Below are 16,251 nucleotides of genomic sequence, written 5' to 3'. Positions count from 1 at the left end.
TGGCTATTTTATTTAATTTTTATATTTATGTAATTATGATATCATCATGGTTATATAATTTTGATTTTTTTTAAAATTTATCATTATTATTATTTAATAGTAAAGAGTTAGTAAACATTTTTTATATTTCTAATTAGTGGTAATAAATATTATTTTTATTATTATATTCACATAAATCAACTATAATACAAGAATTGCATTTGGGTTGACGTGCCATGCAGGTATAGCGTCCATGCAGAACTAAATAATGATGACAATGTAGTTTCAATGATTGAGAAACATAGCGAAGTAGTAGTTTTTCTACTATTTTTACATTTTTTCCTATAGCAAATCTGGTGCGATTACAAACACGGAATACATGTCTATCTACAGCAATAGTAGGCTGGCCGAAAACGGTATTAAGAACTAAGTTAGCAGTTTTTCTTCCTACACCAGGTAGGTTCTCTAAATCTTTTCTTTTGTCTGGAATGTTTCCATGATGTTTTTCAAGTAAAATACGGCAGGTATTAATAATATTTTTAGCTTTAATATGAAATAAACCAATGGTTCGAATATATTCTTTTAAAGGCTCCAAGCCTAGGTTAAGAATATCAGTGGGAGTGTTGGCCACTATATACAGTCTATCTGTAGCTTTTTGTACACTAATGTCATTAGCTTGAGCTGATAGAATGATGAAAATGAGATATTCAAATGGTGAGAGAGAATCTAAGGTTATATCAGAATGGGAAGTGCTTTCCCTCAGTCTGGTCATAATTTTATGACGTTTTTCTTGATTCAAAGTTTTTCTCGTTTAAGGTTAGAAGTATAGTTTTTGATCATTTTCTTTTTATAAGAAATTGTTTTGATCTGTTGATCAATGATATGTTTTGCCGCTAACAGCATTCCTAGACCGATAAAGGCTCCTGGCGGAAGCATGGCGAGCAGCATAGGCCAATCAAAATTAATTACTTGGATGCGAATTATTTTAGCCCATGATCCAAGAAGTTGATCTGCATTATCAAATACAGTTCCATTACTGATGATTTCACGTATAGATCCTAAGACTACCATAACGATTGTGGCTCCTAAGCCAATAGAGATACCGTCTATTGCTGAAAAGATTACATTTTTCTTTGAGGCTATGGCTTCAGCGCGACCAACTACTATGCAGTTGGTTACAATTAGAGGAATAAAAATGCCTAATGATTGATATAGATTATAACTATACGCCTGGATTAGCATCTCTATACAGCTAACTACTGCCGCAATAATTATTACATAAACAGGAATGCGAATTTCAGTAGTAATCCATCGGCGGAATAGAGAGATAAGGCTATTAGTACAAGTTAATACAAGAGTAGTTGTTAAACCAAGACCAAGGGCGTTGGTAGCTGTAGACGTTACTGCTAGTAATGGACAAAGACCAAGGAGTTGAACACACGCTGAATTTTTTTTCCATAATCCGTTTATAACTAGTTGAGTTACTGTGTTCATGAGCCTCTCTGGATTAATTTGCTATCTCGGTTAAGTGTTTTAGCGAGGTTGGCCTATAGATAATATCTAAATGGGGGTATTTCTAGTTTTTTCTCAGGCCTCAATATATTTTTTATATATCTAGTATATATGCATCTTTATAGAAGTAGTGTTCTTATTTAGTAAGAATAGTTATCCTAATAATTAATTTTGATTTTATTATTTTATAATAAATTATTTGGTAGGTGGATTTGAATGTTATGAATGCAGGCCTGTAAACAAATAAAAACATTATAATAATAATTATATAATATGTTGTAGTCTGTAGATAGTCAAAGTTATATGATTAATTGAGAACATGTATAATATTTGAGTGTATAGGTTGAAAGGTCTAGATGATAGATATTTATCATTAATCAGATTAATTTAAAAATTTTATAGTTATTTATATAACATAGTGATCTATTTTTATTGGTTTGAAAAATCTTTATTTTTTAAACAAGTAAAAATAAATGACTAATTTTAGCTTAATATCTAAGATATTACACAGAATTAATATTAATAAATCAATCAATACAGCTTATGATTTTAATAAGTTTTAGTCAATGAACTGTTTTTTAGTTTTTATTAATTATGATTTCATCATAATTGGTTTCTCTAAATATAAAATATATATAATAAATATATATTTTTGAATATATAAGAGTGGTTTATTAATTTTCTAATTATTAAATTTTTATAGGTTATATATTGTATTATCAGGTGTGCGCATTCATGGTATAATTAATTGTAATGGTTTTTCTTACTCTTACATCATTAAGTAAATTATAGAGATATTAATTGTATAATATTAAGAGTAGTATTTTACATAAATAAATTATGTTGGAGAACATGATTTTAGTAATAGAGGACGATATAATGTTTTTTTATTCTTGATTTTATTGAATTATAGAAAATTAAATGTGTATTGAATAGTAATTAAAGTATTCCAGTTATTACTTGAATATTTATGAATAGAAAAATTTTAATAGATAATTAAACTGTAATAGAATACTGCGTGGATTGAGGTAAAATTTTCCCTTTTCCATAGAAAAGTATATGTGTAAAATAAACTAGTGATACATATAGATGTATCTTTAATAATACAGATTATTTGACTCTTGAAATATAGGAATTAGAACGGGTATCTACTTTAATAATTTCACCTATTTGTATAAATAAAGGCACTTTTATGCTCGCTCCTGTAGAGAGCGTTGCTGTTTTGCTTCCGGTGCTAGAAGTATCCCCCTTTAATCCAGGATGAGTATCTATAATTTCTATTTCCACAAAATTTGGTGGGACTAGATGGATCGGTATATTATTCCATAGAGTCACAATACATTCAGTATTTTTAAGTAACCATTTATATTTATCTCCTACGATTGTTTCTGAAATGCAATATTGTTCAAAGTTTTTAGGATGAAGAAAATAAAAGAAAGATTGATCAGTATATAAATAAGTTAAATTAGTTTCAATAATATTAGCGCTTTCTACTGATTCTGTGGCTTTTAATGTCTTTTCTATCCGAGAACCGGAGATAAGTCGTCGCATCTTAACACGAACAAAAGCTTGTCCTTTACCAGGTTTTACAAATTGGCTAGATTCAATAGTACATGGTTCGCCTTCAAATATTATTTTCAGACCAGGACGAAAATCATTGTTGCAATAAGTGACCATAAAAACCTTCTGTAATCTATAATATGGATTTCTACCAATATGAAAAAATTTTCAACCTATCAACCTTTCGTTCATGAAGAATGGTTAGATCAATTGGTTGATTCAATCACTGATTATAACGAATTATTACAATTTTTAGCATTAAAAAATCACCCTTATATAACCAGAAATAATTCTGGAATCGGTTATTTTCCCTTACGTGTTCCTCGTTCATTTGCTGAGCGTATGTGTAAAGGTGATCTAAAAGATCCGCTTCTTTTGCAGGTGATTACCTCTAAGCAGGAGTGCATTGATACACCAGGTTATCATTTGAATCCATTAAATGAGCAAAAAAGTGTAGTACCAGGATTATTACACAAATATCATAATCGCATTTTATTTCTGGTCAAAGGAAATTGCGCAGTACATTGTCGTTATTGTTTTAGGCGTTATTTTCCTTATCAATTAAATCAGGGAAATAAACGTAACTGGAAAAAAGCTATATTATATATCCAAAAAAACCTAGATCTAGATGAAGTAATTATATCTGGCGGTGATCCATTAATGACATTAGATAGTGAGTTAGATTGGATTATCTCACAACTTGAGGGCATCTCGCATCTTAAGAGGTTGCGCATCCATAGTCGTCTTCCAGTTGTAATCCCAAAGCGTATTACTCAAGTATTATGTAAGCGTTTAGAATATTCACGATTGCAGATACTAATGGTTACTCATATTAACCACATGAAAGAAATTAATGATGAGCTACAATATAGCATGAATATGTTGAAATCTGCTGGAGTAATTTTATTAAATCAAAGCGTATTATTACGAGAGATCAACGATACTCCAATTGCACTTGCTGAATTGAGTAATGCCTTATTTGATATCGGAATTCTACCTTACTATCTTCATGTGTTAGATAAGGTATATGGGACAGCGCATTTTTATGTTAGTGATCAGCGGGCTCGCTCTATTGTTCGTGAATTACTTTCGATGGTCTCGGGTTACATGGTTCCTAGATTAGTGCGAGAGATTTCTGGAGAACCAAGTAAAACATTGGTAGATTTACAAATGAGACAGGAATAAACGATCTATAAATTATTTTTTACACAAGTCGTTTTATCTAGCTCTTTATATTTTACTTGAGATATATATTATATTAAAGTTTAGATCTGATAATTGTTTATCAACTCAAGTTAAAATAAGAATGACAGTAGATAAGAAAATTATATAAGTTATTTTCTAAGATCATCATTTAGATTTTAAATCTATATCTTGTGATAGTTTTGTGCAGTACAAGAGCCTTCTAATAATATGAATTATTGGTATACTAATTCAATGTAAAAAAGATGATTATCTTTGACTGTAGGCGTAATATTAATCATTAACTTTTTCTATGATTTAATAAAAATCTTAGATTAAGACATTAGTTGTTTTAGACAAACATATTGTATGTATTTATTTTTTTTGGATAATTTATTAAAGAGATATTTATAACAAATGGGTAATAAAACTTGTTTATCGACGCAATCGATTAGTTAATAGAAGTTATAGATTTTCTTCTTTAGTGTGACTTTTCTTTTTGTAAAGACGTTTTATTGCAATAGGTCTATGTTTCCTATGAGTTTATAGGAAAAATTATTTTTTTAAAAAATATAGAATTGTTGTTAAAAAATCTATTCATTGATTTTGATAACCCAAAATGCCTGGTAATCTATTTATGTATAAAATTTTAGATTATTGGAGACATTAAGAAGATCTATGTTAACTACATTCTAGTTCATACACCATTTAGTGGTAAACTTTTCACTTTGTATTTATTTTTTAATAGATGGTTAGATAAAAATATTCTTTTTTTTAAAGAAACAATAAATAAAAATTTATCTCTTCTAAAGAAAAAGATTACTCAATGAATTTAAGATTATGATAACTCATCACTATTTTTATAAAGGTATATATATAATGATACAAACAAGAGGAAAATCAAAAGAACAATAGGACATCTTTAATGTATATATGAGGGTAACAATAAATTAATTACATCTTCTTATATTAAAGATATTCTCATAGGCTTTATTTTGATGATCAAAGTACATCTACCTTATTATTACAATATCATAATACGACATAGATGGTATGTAGATTTTCACCTTTTTATCCTCGTGTCTAAAGGACTTAAAAAATTAGAATTATTAATTAGTAGATTCATGTCTACTAAATAGAATATAGTATTTTTACTCAGTAGACAGTGTATTTTCTTTCTAAGGTATTCTAGATGGTATCTCTTTAGAGATGTGCTTTATTTTTTGTATTTTTAATCCTTAGTAAAATTAGATGACGTTCACAATATTTAATATAAATATTTATTTCTTTACTATAATTGGTATAGTGTACGCGTAAACATAATAAGATTATATTTTTGATGTCATTTTGTGAGTCTATTCCTAATAGGACTGGTAATTCTTTTAAATACTAGTTGAAAATTAAGCATTTTATATAAGATGACCATGACATTGTTTATACTTCTTTCCTGACCCACAAGGGCAGGAGTGATTTCGTCTTATTTGATAATTAATTGACATCATAGATTGAGATTTTTCGTTTTGAGTAATAGGATTAAATATTTCTTTTTTATTTTGCTCTTTGTTATGACAAGAACGCTCTTTATTGTTAGATTCTTCTTCCTTATTTTTTAATTCTTTTAGAACAGGACTGTGATTGATTTTGCTAAGATTGCTTACTACTTCATATTTTAGTGATTCTAGCATGGAAGAAAACATAGTAAAGGATTCTCGTTTGTATTCTTGTTTGGGATCTTTCTGGGCATAGCCACGAAGATGTATTCCTTGTCTTAAATATTCGATTGCAGAAAGATGTTCTTTCCACAATGAATCCAAAGTTGTTAACATTAGAGTTTTTTCGTAGTTTCGCAATATTTTTGGACTTAGGTATTCTTCTATGTAAGAATACTGTTTTTTAGCTTGTGTAATTATTTTTTTTCTTAAAATCTCGATATTAAAATTATTGTCTTTCCCTAACCACTCCGTTATAGAAATAGTTAAGTTAAAGTCATGTTTCAGTCTTTCTTCTAAACCAGAAGAATCCCATATATCTTCTGCAGATTGTGGTGGAATATATTGATATAAAATATTAGTATAGATATCTTCTTGCATCCTAGAAATAATATCGGAAATATCAGATGTATCTAAGAGTTTATTGCGTTGTAAATAAATTACACGTCTTTGATCATTAGCTACATCATCATATTCTAGAAGTTGTTTTCGTATATCAAAGTTACGACTTTCAACTTTTCGTTGCGCATTGGCAATTGCCTTAGTCACCCAAGGGTGCTGAATTGATTCTCCAGTACTCATTCCTAGTTTTCGCATCATTTTAGTTACATTTTCTGAAGCGAAAATTCGCATTAATGAGTCTTCCATTGATAGATAGAAACGAGAAGATCCTTGATCTCCTTGTCGACCAGAACGGCCTCTAAGTTGATTGTCAATGCGCCGTGATTCATGACGCTCTGTTCCAATAATATGTAGTCCACCTGATTCTAATACAGTGTTGTGTCGATTTTGCCACGCAGATTTGCTTTCGGTAATTTGTCTCTCAGTTACTTCTGATAATTCAGATATTTGTTTATTCCATTTTCCTCCAAGAACTATATCTGTACCACGACCTGCCATATTAGTAGAGATAGTAACTGAACCAGGTTGACCGGCTTGTGAAATGATTTCCGCTTCACGTGCGTGAAATTTCGCATTAAGTACCGTGTGTTGAATTCCGGCTTTGGTGAGTGCAAGAGATATTTCTTCAGATTTTTCAATAGAAATTGTACCAACTAGTACAGGTTGTCCATTTAAGGTTCGTTGACGAATATCTTCAATAATTGCATTAATTTTTTCTGCTTCAGTTATATAAACTAAGTCAGGTAAGTCCTTTCTTATCATGGGTCGATTAGTCGGTATGACAATCGTGTCTAAATTATAAATAGATCGAAATTCAAAGGCTTCAGTATCTGCAGTTCCTGTCATGCCAGATAATTTTTTATATAGACGAAAGTAGTTCTGAAAAGTTATAGAAGCTAAAGTTTGGTTTTCATTCTGAATAGATACACCTTCTTTGGCTTCAATAGCTTGGTGTAAACCGTCAGACCAGCGACGCCCTTGCATAGTCCGTCCGGTATGTTCATCGACAATAACGATCTCACCATGCTTGACAATATAATCAACATCACGGGTAAATAAAGCGTGAGCACGTAGTGCAGCAGTGACATGATGCATAATAATAATATTATTTTTTGAGTACAGTGACTCTCCTTTTTCTAAAATATCTTCTTGCACCATTAGATCTTCTACAGAAATAAGACCTCTTTCAGTTAGATATACTTGTCGAGTTTTTTCATCTACTGAGAAATGTCCTTTTCCTTGAAATCTATCGGAATCTTCTTTTTCTTGTCGAATTAACTTAGGAATGATTTTATTAATTTTAATATAAAGTTCAGAGTGGTCTTCAGTTGGACCAGAAATGATTAGAGGAGTACGTGCCTCATCAATCAGAATAGAATCAACTTCATCAACGATTGCATAATGTAATGAGCGTTGCACTCGGTCAACCGCGCTAAAGACCATGTTATCCCTAAGATAATCAAATCCATATTCATTATTAGTACCATAGGTAATATCAGCATTATAGGCTTTACGTTTATCTCTAGAAGGCATGCCAGGTAAATTAATCCCAATCTTTAAACCAAGAAATTCAAATAATGGTCGATTTTGTTCTGCATCTCTTCGAGCTAAATAGTCGTTAACTGTTACGATATGCACTCCTTGTTCTGATAAAGCATTAAGATAGGCAGGTAGTGTGGCTGTTAATGTTTTTCCTTCACCAGTACGCATCTCCGCAATACAACGATTGTGCAGTACTATACCTCCCAAGATTTGTACATCAAAGTGACGCATATTTAAAATGCGTTTACTAGCTTCTCGAATAGTAGCAAAAGCTTCCGGAATTAGATTTTCTAATTTTTCGCCATGTTTTAATCGTAAACGAAATACAGCTGTTTGTTTTTGTAATTCTTTGTCAGTGAATTTTATAAAAGTTAATTCTAAGTGATTAATTAAATCCACTGTTTTTTGCATTCGACGAAGAGCTCGGTCATTACTACTACCAAAAAATTTGGTTAATAATTTCATTAACATAATTGATAATTTCTCAAAAGTGCTTTCAAAGTAAGAAAACATCTAATCTTATTATTGTCATAGATAAATGTTTATAACTTCTTACTTCAGCTAGGTTTAGCGTGAATACTAGAAAAATTCATTACAAATGATTTTCTTATATTATAAGAATAAGTAATCGTTTGATCTGATGTAGTCATTTTTCATTAAGATTAGAGACCTAATTGTTTGTAGAAGAAGTATATTAGTTCTGTTATATAACGATAAAATTAGTCAAGTTGGTTTTTTTTAACAGATTTATGTCGATCATTTAAAGAATAGTATTTTAGAATATACGTGTAGATGGTAGTTATTTTTTAATTTTTATATAAAAATGGAGATTAGTAACTGTTATTTCATTAGTGCAGGATAAAATTATATGTAGAAGTTCTAGTTATGTAACAATATAATTGCATTTACATATGATACTAAATGTATATAAATAGATACCTATTAAGTGTGAGGATGTTGTGATAATACAATTTATGATAAAATAATATATGAGATATTAATTTACTCATAATAGAGTTCTAATAAAATTATATTTACTGAATTCTGATTAAGAATTTTTACATACCATAATGATGGTATTGGAGTTTATTTATGGATAAAAATGGTCCGAAATTGATTAAGAGTGTATTAGATCAGGTTAAAAGAAAGAGTGTTTTACTATATATACAACAGCGTGTTATTGAGATTAATAAACTCACAATATCTCTTCAAGCAGTGTTACCAGAACACCTAAAACCTTGGTGTCGTGTTGCTAATTTTCGGAATGGTATTCTAGTAATTGAAATAGCTAATGCTAATATTTTAATGTCTTTACGTTATGAGGAATCTAATATTTTCTTAAGACTTCGAGAGGAGGTTCTTCCATTGTTATCAGCCATTAAAATCAGAATAAATCCATCCATAGTTTCTTCATATCATCAACGTACTATGAAACACAGTAGTTATTGTGATTTGGAAAAACAAAAGATAAAATTGAGATATCTTAGCAAAGAAAGTGCCAATATTTTACGGAGTGTTGCACAACAAAGCCCAGATAAATTAAAAAAAACTTTAGAAAGACTAGCTTCTCTTTCTAGAGAAGAAAGTACGTACTTAGATGGTATCTAAGTAGTAGTTCTTATTTATACTAACAGAAAATTAGGAGATCTAAAAGTCATTGGCAATGCTTCTTCATCTGCAAATGTTACCCATTCCCACGATTCTCTTTGAGCCAAAAGAGTTCGTAGTAGTTTGTTATTTAAAGCGTGTCCAGATTTATAGGCAGTAAAGGCGCCGATAATATTATGACCGCACATATAAAGATCTCCAATAGCATCTAGTATTTTATGACGTACAAATTCATCTTTAAATCTTAGACCGTCTTTATTCAATACGCGATAATCATCAACTATAATAGCACAGTCAAAACTTCCACCAAGACATAGCCCACGATATTGAAGCGTTTTAATATCGCGCATAAAACCAAAAGTGCGTGCACGACTAATTTGATATGTAAATGCTTCTGTAGAGAAGTCTATGCAGTAACGTTGCGTACTAGCATTAATGGCTGGATGATTAAAATCAATTGTAAAATCAAGAGAAAAACCGTGATAAGGAGAAAATTCTGCCCATTTTTCACCTTCTTCAACTCGTACTGGTTGAATAATTCGTACAAATTTCTTAGCGCTTCTTAGTTCTGTGATACCTGCATCCATGAGTAGGTAGATAAAAGGTGCTGCACTACCATCCATAATAGGAATTTCAGGCGCATTTACCTCTACTAAAATATTGTCAATTCCTAGACCAGATAGAGCTGCACTTAAGTGTTCAACTGTTGAAATTTGAATACCACTCTCATTGACAAGACATGTACATAACATCGTATTACGTACGGATTTTGCGTTAGCTTGAAAATCAACTGGTGGAGTCAAGTCAGTACGACGATATATAACCCCAGTATTTTCTAAAGCGCAACGAAGGGTCAGTGTCACTTTTTTTCCAGTATGTAAACCGACTCCAGTCGTCTGTACAATACGTTGTAATGTCCGTTGTTTAATCATATTATTTTCTCGGAAAACAGGAATATGACTATCAGGATATATCACAAATAAGGAATAAATCTCAATATACAAATACAAATTGATAAAATCTACTTTGTAAATACTTTTAACTGATCTATTTTCTTAAGAAGGCTGGGATATCGAGATAATCCAGTTCTGGATGTGATGTAGAGTTTAGTCCACCCATTGTTTGTGTGGCAGATTGTTGTTCTGATGATAAGTTGGGCAAGATATGTCGTTGATAGTGGTGATTCATTGGCGGATGCATAGTATGCTTATTTGTTGTCAAAGCTGTATCAGCACATCTGCTCATTCCAATACCTGTAGCCACTACTGTTACACGCAGTTCATCTTTCATATCTGGATCTAGTGAGGTTCCGATCACAACTGTAGCGTTATCTGCAGAAAATGCTCGAATCGTATTTCCTACAGCTTCAAACTCATCTAGACGCAGATCAAAACCAGCAGTAATATTCACTAGAACACCACGTGCACCAGAGAGGTCAATATCTTCCAATAAAGGACTAGATATTGCCATTGCAGCTGCTTCTTCCGCTCGATTTTCACTAGATGATATACCTGACCCCATCATTGCGTACCCCATTTCAGACATCACGGTTCGCACGTCAGCAAAATCAACATTGATAAGACCAGGTCGAGTAATTAATTCTGCAATACCCTGAACAGCTCCTTTTAAAACATCATTAGCTGCGCCAAATGCATCGAGTAAAGATATACCACGACCTAATACTTTTAATAATTTATCATTAGGAATAGTGATTAATGAGTCTACATGTTTAGAAAGATCAGCAATGCCTTGTTCAGCAAATGACATACGCTTTTTCCCCTCAAAATTAAATGGTCTTGTTACGATCGCGACAGTTAAAATACCATGATCTTTTGCGACTTCTGCAACTACTGGTGCTGCGCCAGTTCCTGTTCCTCCACCCATTCCAGCAGCAATAAATATCATATCTGCTCCTTCTAACGCTTGGCTCAGTCCTTCACGATCTTCTTCTGCTGAATTTCGACCGACTTCCGGATTAGCTCCTGCTCCGAGACCTTTAGTAATGCTATTTCCAATTTGGATAGTCTGGCTTACGGTTGTTTTACGTAAAGCCTGAGCATCGGTGTTTACCGCAAAAAATTCGACACCTTCAATACGTTCACGGATCATATGTTCTACAGCGTTACTTCCACCTCCACCAACACCAATCACTTTAATAATTGCATCATTCGTTAATTCTAATGGTTCAAACATAATAGTTCCCTCCTCATTGTCTCTCTCTTATTAGAGAGAGCAAAACATACAGAGAATCATCTCCTCATGAAATACAATTAAAATTCTTGTTTTATCCATTTATGGATTTTACGGAACCAATTTTTCACTGAAGCTCTTTTTTCCTCGTTTTCTCTATTATTCCAATGTGATAACTTTCCATAGTGAAGTAAGCCCACTGTTGTCGAGTAACTTGCTTCTTTTGCAGACTCTATGAGTCCTGTAATCTTTTTGGGACACCCAATACGAACTTGCGTTTGAAATGTACGTTGCGCACAGACTTCTAGTCCTGATATTTTTGCTGCTCCACCAGTTAAGACAATACCTGCTGCTAAATGATGCTTTAAACCTTGTTTTCCTAATTCTTCATTAAATGCAACCATTTCATTGTTTACAAGATGAAAGAGCTCACTGTAACGTGGTTCAATAACCTCTGCCAGTGTTTGACGTGGTAAATTTCGAGAAGCACGTCCATGGATAGTTGCAATTTCAATCGCATCATCTTTACTAAAAGATGATCCAAGGACACATCCTTTTTCTATTTTCAGAATTTCTGCAGTGGCTGGAGGGGTACCAAAGACATAAGCGATGTCATTGGTTACCACGTTTCCCGCATAAGGGATTACTTTGCTGTAACGTAATGCGCCTTTAGTATATATAGCTATGTCCATGGTACCTCCGCCGATATCTACCATGCAAACGCCTAATTCTCGTTCGTCTTCAGTTAATACCGCATAGCTTGATGCTAGACCAGAAAAAACTAATTGATCTACTTTTAACCCACAACGTTCTACTACTTTCACGATATTTTTTGCCATATCGTTGTGACAGGTAACTAAATGTACTTTAGCTTGCATTCGTACACCAAATAAACCAACTGGATTTCTAATGCCTTCTTGATAATCAATTGAATATTCTTGAGGAATAACATGAAGGATCCTGTGCTCATCAGGAAGATGTACCGATGTGGCTGTATGCACTACATTATCTACATCATCTTGGACAACTTCTTCATTGCAGATTGGAACCATTCCTATTTCATTTTGACAGTCAATATGTTTTCCTGATAAAGCCAGATATACTGAAGAGATATGACATTCCGCTATGCGTTCTGCTTTTTCTATTGCTATTTGAGTGCATTTAACTACTGACTCAAGATCTTTCACATTACCTTTTTCCATTCCCTGAGACGGACATTCTCCTATTCCGATAATATTAATTATTCCATCAGGAAGAACTTCCCCTATTAAGACAGAAATTTTTACAGTGCCTATCTCAAGACCAACCAATAGTTTTCTATCTATTAACTTAATCATGTTAATTAACCTATATCTTCTTTATATATTTTATGATTGTTAGCAGTCTAATTAAGGGAATTATTGTTAAATTTAATTCTGTGATAGAGTGGTGGTACTGAAAATATAGATACTATATTCCTTTTTTGTCTCATTTTTCGATTATAGGACGTGGGCACAATTTAACAAAGCGTTAGATTGTTAGAATCTCTTTAATTATAAGTCGTATGCCATATAAATATATTGATTGAACAAGAAATTCTAGGTTGTGTTTGTGTTTATGAAGATTCAGTATCACTTTCATGCAGGTAATGGAATATTTATTTTTTTTAAAATATCTTTTACTAAAATTATTAATTGGATAATATCGTTTATTATATATTAAATAAACATCATGAATATGATCTAGTAAATTATTATGTGTTTTCTTAAAAAAGAAATTATAGGTATGACTTTTAGATTTTATATAAAAATATGAATATATTCAACCAGATAGATATTTTATTTATGTACTATTTCTTCGTATAAGAATTTATTAATTTTCAAATAGATGTTCAGTCTATTATTTTGATTCAATTAGTATTTTAATGTGTTTAAGATAAAAACCTCTCCCTCTATGTAGAAAAGGATTTTCTAGCCTGATAAAGAGCAAGTGTTTACTATGTATTAATAGCTAATAAGTAAAGTAATATTGTTAAGTGAAAATAGAATCATGAGTATACAATAGAAACCTAAAAGTAGTACTAAATTGAAATTAGATATACATATAGTTCTTTATTATCAGAGTACATGTGGAATGTTTTAATAAAGTCTATTAATTTTCTAAGGAAAGTATACGAGAGACTAGAGAAGGAAAATTTATTCCTGCTTGTTTTGCTGCAAGAGGAAGCAAACTATGAGAAGTCATTCCTGGAGATGAGTTAATTTCTAGAAGATAAAACTTTTCTTTATCATCCATGATGATGTCTACACGCCCTGATCCAGTGCAGCCAATGGCATTCCATGCTTTTATACTTAATGAGTATAACTCATCTTCTTTTTTCATACCTAACCCTGAAGGACAAAAGTATTGTGTTTTATTTGACGTGTATTTTGAATGATAATCGTAATATTTTCCGCTTGATTTAATGCGTATTGAAGGTAGTAAATCCATGCCAATTATACTAACAGTGTATTCTTCTCCTGTGATAAATCTTTCAATTAACACCTTGTTGTCGTAATGAAAAGCATGGATTAAGGATCTTTTTAACTCTGATTTATGATTAACACGGGAGCTACCAAGGCTAGATCCTTCTTGGTTTGGTTTTACGAAAAGTGGAAAACCAAGTTGATCAAGTTGCACCATTACTTCTTTATCCAATTGATTGTTCATTTGGTCTTGAGTTAGAAGAACAAAAGGAGGAACTGACAAGCCTAATCCCTGCCAAATATATTTGCTTCGTACCTTATCCATAGTGATAGATGAGGCCATTATTCCACTTCCTGTATAAGGAAGTTTTAGGTATTCTAATACCCCCTGTATTGTTCCATCTTCTCCTCCTCGACCATGTAATGCAATAAAGGCTTTAATAAAACCCTCTTCTTTTAACTGCATTAATGGGAAATCACATACATCTATAGGATAGGCATTAATACCGGCATCCTTAAGTCCTTGCAGGACTGCTGCCCCTGATAATAATGAAATCTGACGCTCTGAGGAGGTTCCGCCTAATAACACTGCTATTTTTTGAGTCATAAGATTGTCTTTTATTTTATTTATAATTGTAATTTTAATTTAGCTAGAGTATCAGCAAGTATTCCTATATTACCAGCACCCTGAACTAAAATTAAATCATTCCCAGTTAATTGTGATAATAAATTATCTAGAACCATCTGATAATCACAAGCGAGAATTGGATTGACTTTATCATACGCACGAATTGTGCAACATAAAGAATAACTGTTAATTCCTGTAATTGGAGGTTCACCAATAGGATCTATATCTAGCATTAGAAGAGAGTCTACTTCTGAAAGAACTTTTGCGAATTTCATATAGAAATCACGAGTACGAGTATAACGGTGTGGCTGAAAAATCATTATAAGATTCTTCTCTGGCCAACCGTTACGTACAGCTTTAATAGTTACATCAATTTCTGTTGGGTGATGACCATAGTCATGAAATAACATCGCAGTACTGATTTTTCCATTGTTTTTTTTAGGGAGAAATTCACCAAGATATTCAAAACGACGTGCGGTACCCTGAAAGTTTCGTAATACATTGAGAATAGTGTTATCATCAATATTATCTTCAGTAGCAACTGCAATTGCTGCTGCGGCGTTTAGTGCATTGTGATGTCCGGGTTCATTAAGAATAACACGCATGGCAGGCATCCCTGAACGAGCGATAGTGAAATGTCCTTGTCGGCCGCAAGATATATAGTTTTTAATACGCACATCTGCGTCTTTATTAAAACCATAGGTAGTAACTGAGCAATGGATTTTAGGTATTAAATCACGAATGACCGTGTCGTCAAGACATAATATTGCTTTTCCATAAAAAGGAAGGTTCTGTAAAAAATTAATAAAAATTTTTTTGAGGTTTTCGAAGTCGCCTTGATATGTATCCATATGTTCAGCTTCAATATTGGTAATAATTGCTATTACAGGTTTTAAGTGTATAAGAGATGCATCACTTTCATCTGCTTCGACAATTAGATACTGACTGTGTCCTAAACGCGCATGACTTCCAGTTGACTTAACCAACCCTCCATTTATAAAAGTTGGATCCATTCCACCTTCTATATATATATCTGATATCATTGCAGTGGTAGTTGTTTTTCCATGAGTTCCAGCAACAGCAATGCCATATCGGAAGCGCATGAGTTCTGCTAACATTATAGTTCGGTTGATAACTGGAATGCACGCTTTATGCGCTGCAGAGATTTCTGGGTTATTCGTAGGTATAGCAGAAGATACAACTACTACGTTAGAGCCAGTTATGTTATTTTGGCAATGGTTAAAATAAATAGTTGCACCTAAGGAACTGAGTCGTTTGGTTATTATATTTGGTAATAAGTCTGATCCACTTATTTTATAGCCTTGATAGATTAGAACTTCGGCAATACCACCCATACCAGAACCACCAATACCGATAAAATGGATATGTCGCACTTTTCGCATTTTAGGTATACTAAAAGCTAGTTTTAATGGTTGTCTCGTATTCATTTAGTCCTTCTAGTATTTTTATTGCGTTTGTAAATTTTGGAAGATCG

10 protein-coding genes and 1 pseudogene are annotated in these 16,251 nt (G+C 32.2%); 2 read left to right on the top strand and 9 right to left on the bottom strand.

Going from position 1 to position 16,251, the window contains the following annotated elements; all coding sequences use genetic code 11:
- Positions 1-133: 133 nt before the first annotated feature.
- From nth to efp, 3 genes are all read right to left on the bottom strand, one after another.
- The gene (nth, locus tag HACICURT3053_RS01935) at positions 134-778 is read right to left on the bottom strand and encodes an endonuclease III (RefSeq protein WP_157992062.1); all 645 of its coding nucleotides are present in this window, start codon (positions 776-778) and stop codon (positions 134-136) included.
- A complete protein-coding gene (locus tag HACICURT3053_RS01930; RefSeq protein WP_157992061.1) occupies positions 775-1,473 on the bottom strand; it encodes an electron transport complex subunit E in 699 nt (232 codons plus the stop codon). The genes nth and HACICURT3053_RS01930 overlap by 4 nt, the downstream gene beginning before the upstream one ends.
- Positions 1,474-2,601: 1,128 nt before the next feature.
- Entirely contained in the window at positions 2,602-3,168 is a 567-nt protein-coding gene (efp, locus tag HACICURT3053_RS01925; protein WP_157992060.1) for an elongation factor P, read from the bottom strand.
- Positions 3,169-3,207: 39 nt separating this feature from the next.
- On the opposite strand from efp, the gene epmB reads away from it, so the two are divergent.
- Positions 3,208-4,236, top strand: coding sequence for an EF-P beta-lysylation protein EpmB (gene epmB / locus HACICURT3053_RS01920; RefSeq protein ID WP_157992059.1), 1,029 nt, complete (start codon positions 3,208-3,210; stop codon positions 4,234-4,236).
- A 1,406-nt stretch (positions 4,237-5,642) separates the two neighbouring features.
- Here the strand turns inward: epmB and secA are convergent.
- Positions 5,643-8,357, bottom strand: coding sequence for a preprotein translocase subunit SecA (secA, locus tag HACICURT3053_RS01915; RefSeq protein ID WP_157992058.1), 2,715 nt, complete (start codon positions 8,355-8,357; stop codon positions 5,643-5,645).
- Positions 8,358-8,978: 621 nt separating this feature from the next.
- On the opposite strand from secA, the gene HACICURT3053_RS01910 reads away from it, so the two are divergent.
- On the top strand, positions 8,979-9,494 hold the full coding sequence (locus HACICURT3053_RS01910) for a DUF721 domain-containing protein (RefSeq protein ID WP_157992057.1): 516 nt from the start codon (positions 8,979-8,981) through the stop codon (positions 9,492-9,494).
- 14 nt (positions 9,495-9,508) lie between these two features.
- Here HACICURT3053_RS01910 and lpxC read toward each other — a convergent pair whose 3' ends face one another.
- From lpxC to murC, 5 genes and pseudogenes are all read right to left on the bottom strand, one after another.
- On the bottom strand, positions 9,509-10,426 hold the full coding sequence (gene lpxC / locus HACICURT3053_RS01905) for a UDP-3-O-acyl-N-acetylglucosamine deacetylase (protein ID WP_157992056.1): 918 nt from the start codon (positions 10,424-10,426) through the stop codon (positions 9,509-9,511).
- 231 nt (positions 10,427-10,657) lie between these two features.
- Positions 10,658-11,687, bottom strand: a pseudogene (ftsZ, locus tag HACICURT3053_RS01900) (cell division protein FtsZ); the annotation flags it as partial.
- Between the two features lie 77 nt (positions 11,688-11,764).
- Entirely contained in the window at positions 11,765-13,021 is a 1,257-nt protein-coding gene (gene ftsA / locus HACICURT3053_RS01895; protein ID WP_157992054.1) for a cell division protein FtsA, read from the bottom strand.
- A 793-nt stretch (positions 13,022-13,814) separates the two neighbouring features.
- The gene (locus tag HACICURT3053_RS01890) at positions 13,815-14,735 is read right to left on the bottom strand and encodes a D-alanine--D-alanine ligase (RefSeq protein ID WP_157992053.1); all 921 of its coding nucleotides are present in this window, start codon (positions 14,733-14,735) and stop codon (positions 13,815-13,817) included.
- A gap of 20 nt (positions 14,736-14,755) precedes the next feature.
- Positions 14,756-16,204: a UDP-N-acetylmuramate--L-alanine ligase gene (murC, locus tag HACICURT3053_RS01885; protein ID WP_157992052.1), complete on the bottom strand. Its 1,449-nt coding sequence runs from the start codon at positions 16,202-16,204 to the stop codon at positions 14,756-14,758.
- Positions 16,205-16,251 lie beyond the last annotated feature (47 nt).

It is taken from the genome of Candidatus Erwinia haradaeae (genome assembly GCF_900698855.1).
In the GTDB taxonomy this organism is placed as follows: domain Bacteria; phylum Pseudomonadota; class Gammaproteobacteria; order Enterobacterales; family Enterobacteriaceae; genus Erwinia_E; species Erwinia_E haradaeae_F.
The sequence above is the reverse complement of the archived record's forward strand: the minus strand, read 5'-3'. Positions and strand labels throughout refer to the sequence as shown.

Excerpts from the sequence above, each read along its gene's own strand:
- HACICURT3053_RS01930 (WP_157992061.1), bottom strand. The coding sequence starts at position 1,473 with ATGAACACAGTAACTCAACTAGTTATAAACGGATTATGGAAAAAAAAT.
- efp (WP_157992060.1), bottom strand. The coding sequence starts at position 3,168 with ATGGTCACTTATTGCAACAATGATTTTCGTCCTGGTCTGAAAATAATA.
- epmB (WP_157992059.1), top strand. The coding sequence starts at position 3,208 with ATGAAAAAATTTTCAACCTATCAACCTTTCGTTCATGAAGAATGGTTA.
- secA (WP_157992058.1), bottom strand. The coding sequence starts at position 8,357 with ATGTTAATGAAATTATTAACCAAATTTTTTGGTAGTAGTAATGACCGA.
- HACICURT3053_RS01910 (WP_157992057.1), top strand. The coding sequence starts at position 8,979 with ATGGATAAAAATGGTCCGAAATTGATTAAGAGTGTATTAGATCAGGTT.
- lpxC (WP_157992056.1), bottom strand. The coding sequence starts at position 10,426 with ATGATTAAACAACGGACATTACAACGTATTGTACAGACGACTGGAGTC.
- ftsA (WP_157992054.1), bottom strand. The coding sequence starts at position 13,021 with ATGATTAAGTTAATAGATAGAAAACTATTGGTTGGTCTTGAGATAGGC.
- HACICURT3053_RS01890 (WP_157992053.1), bottom strand. The coding sequence starts at position 14,735 with ATGACTCAAAAAATAGCAGTGTTATTAGGCGGAACCTCCTCAGAGCGT.
- murC (WP_157992052.1), bottom strand. The coding sequence starts at position 16,204 with ATGAATACGAGACAACCATTAAAACTAGCTTTTAGTATACCTAAAATG.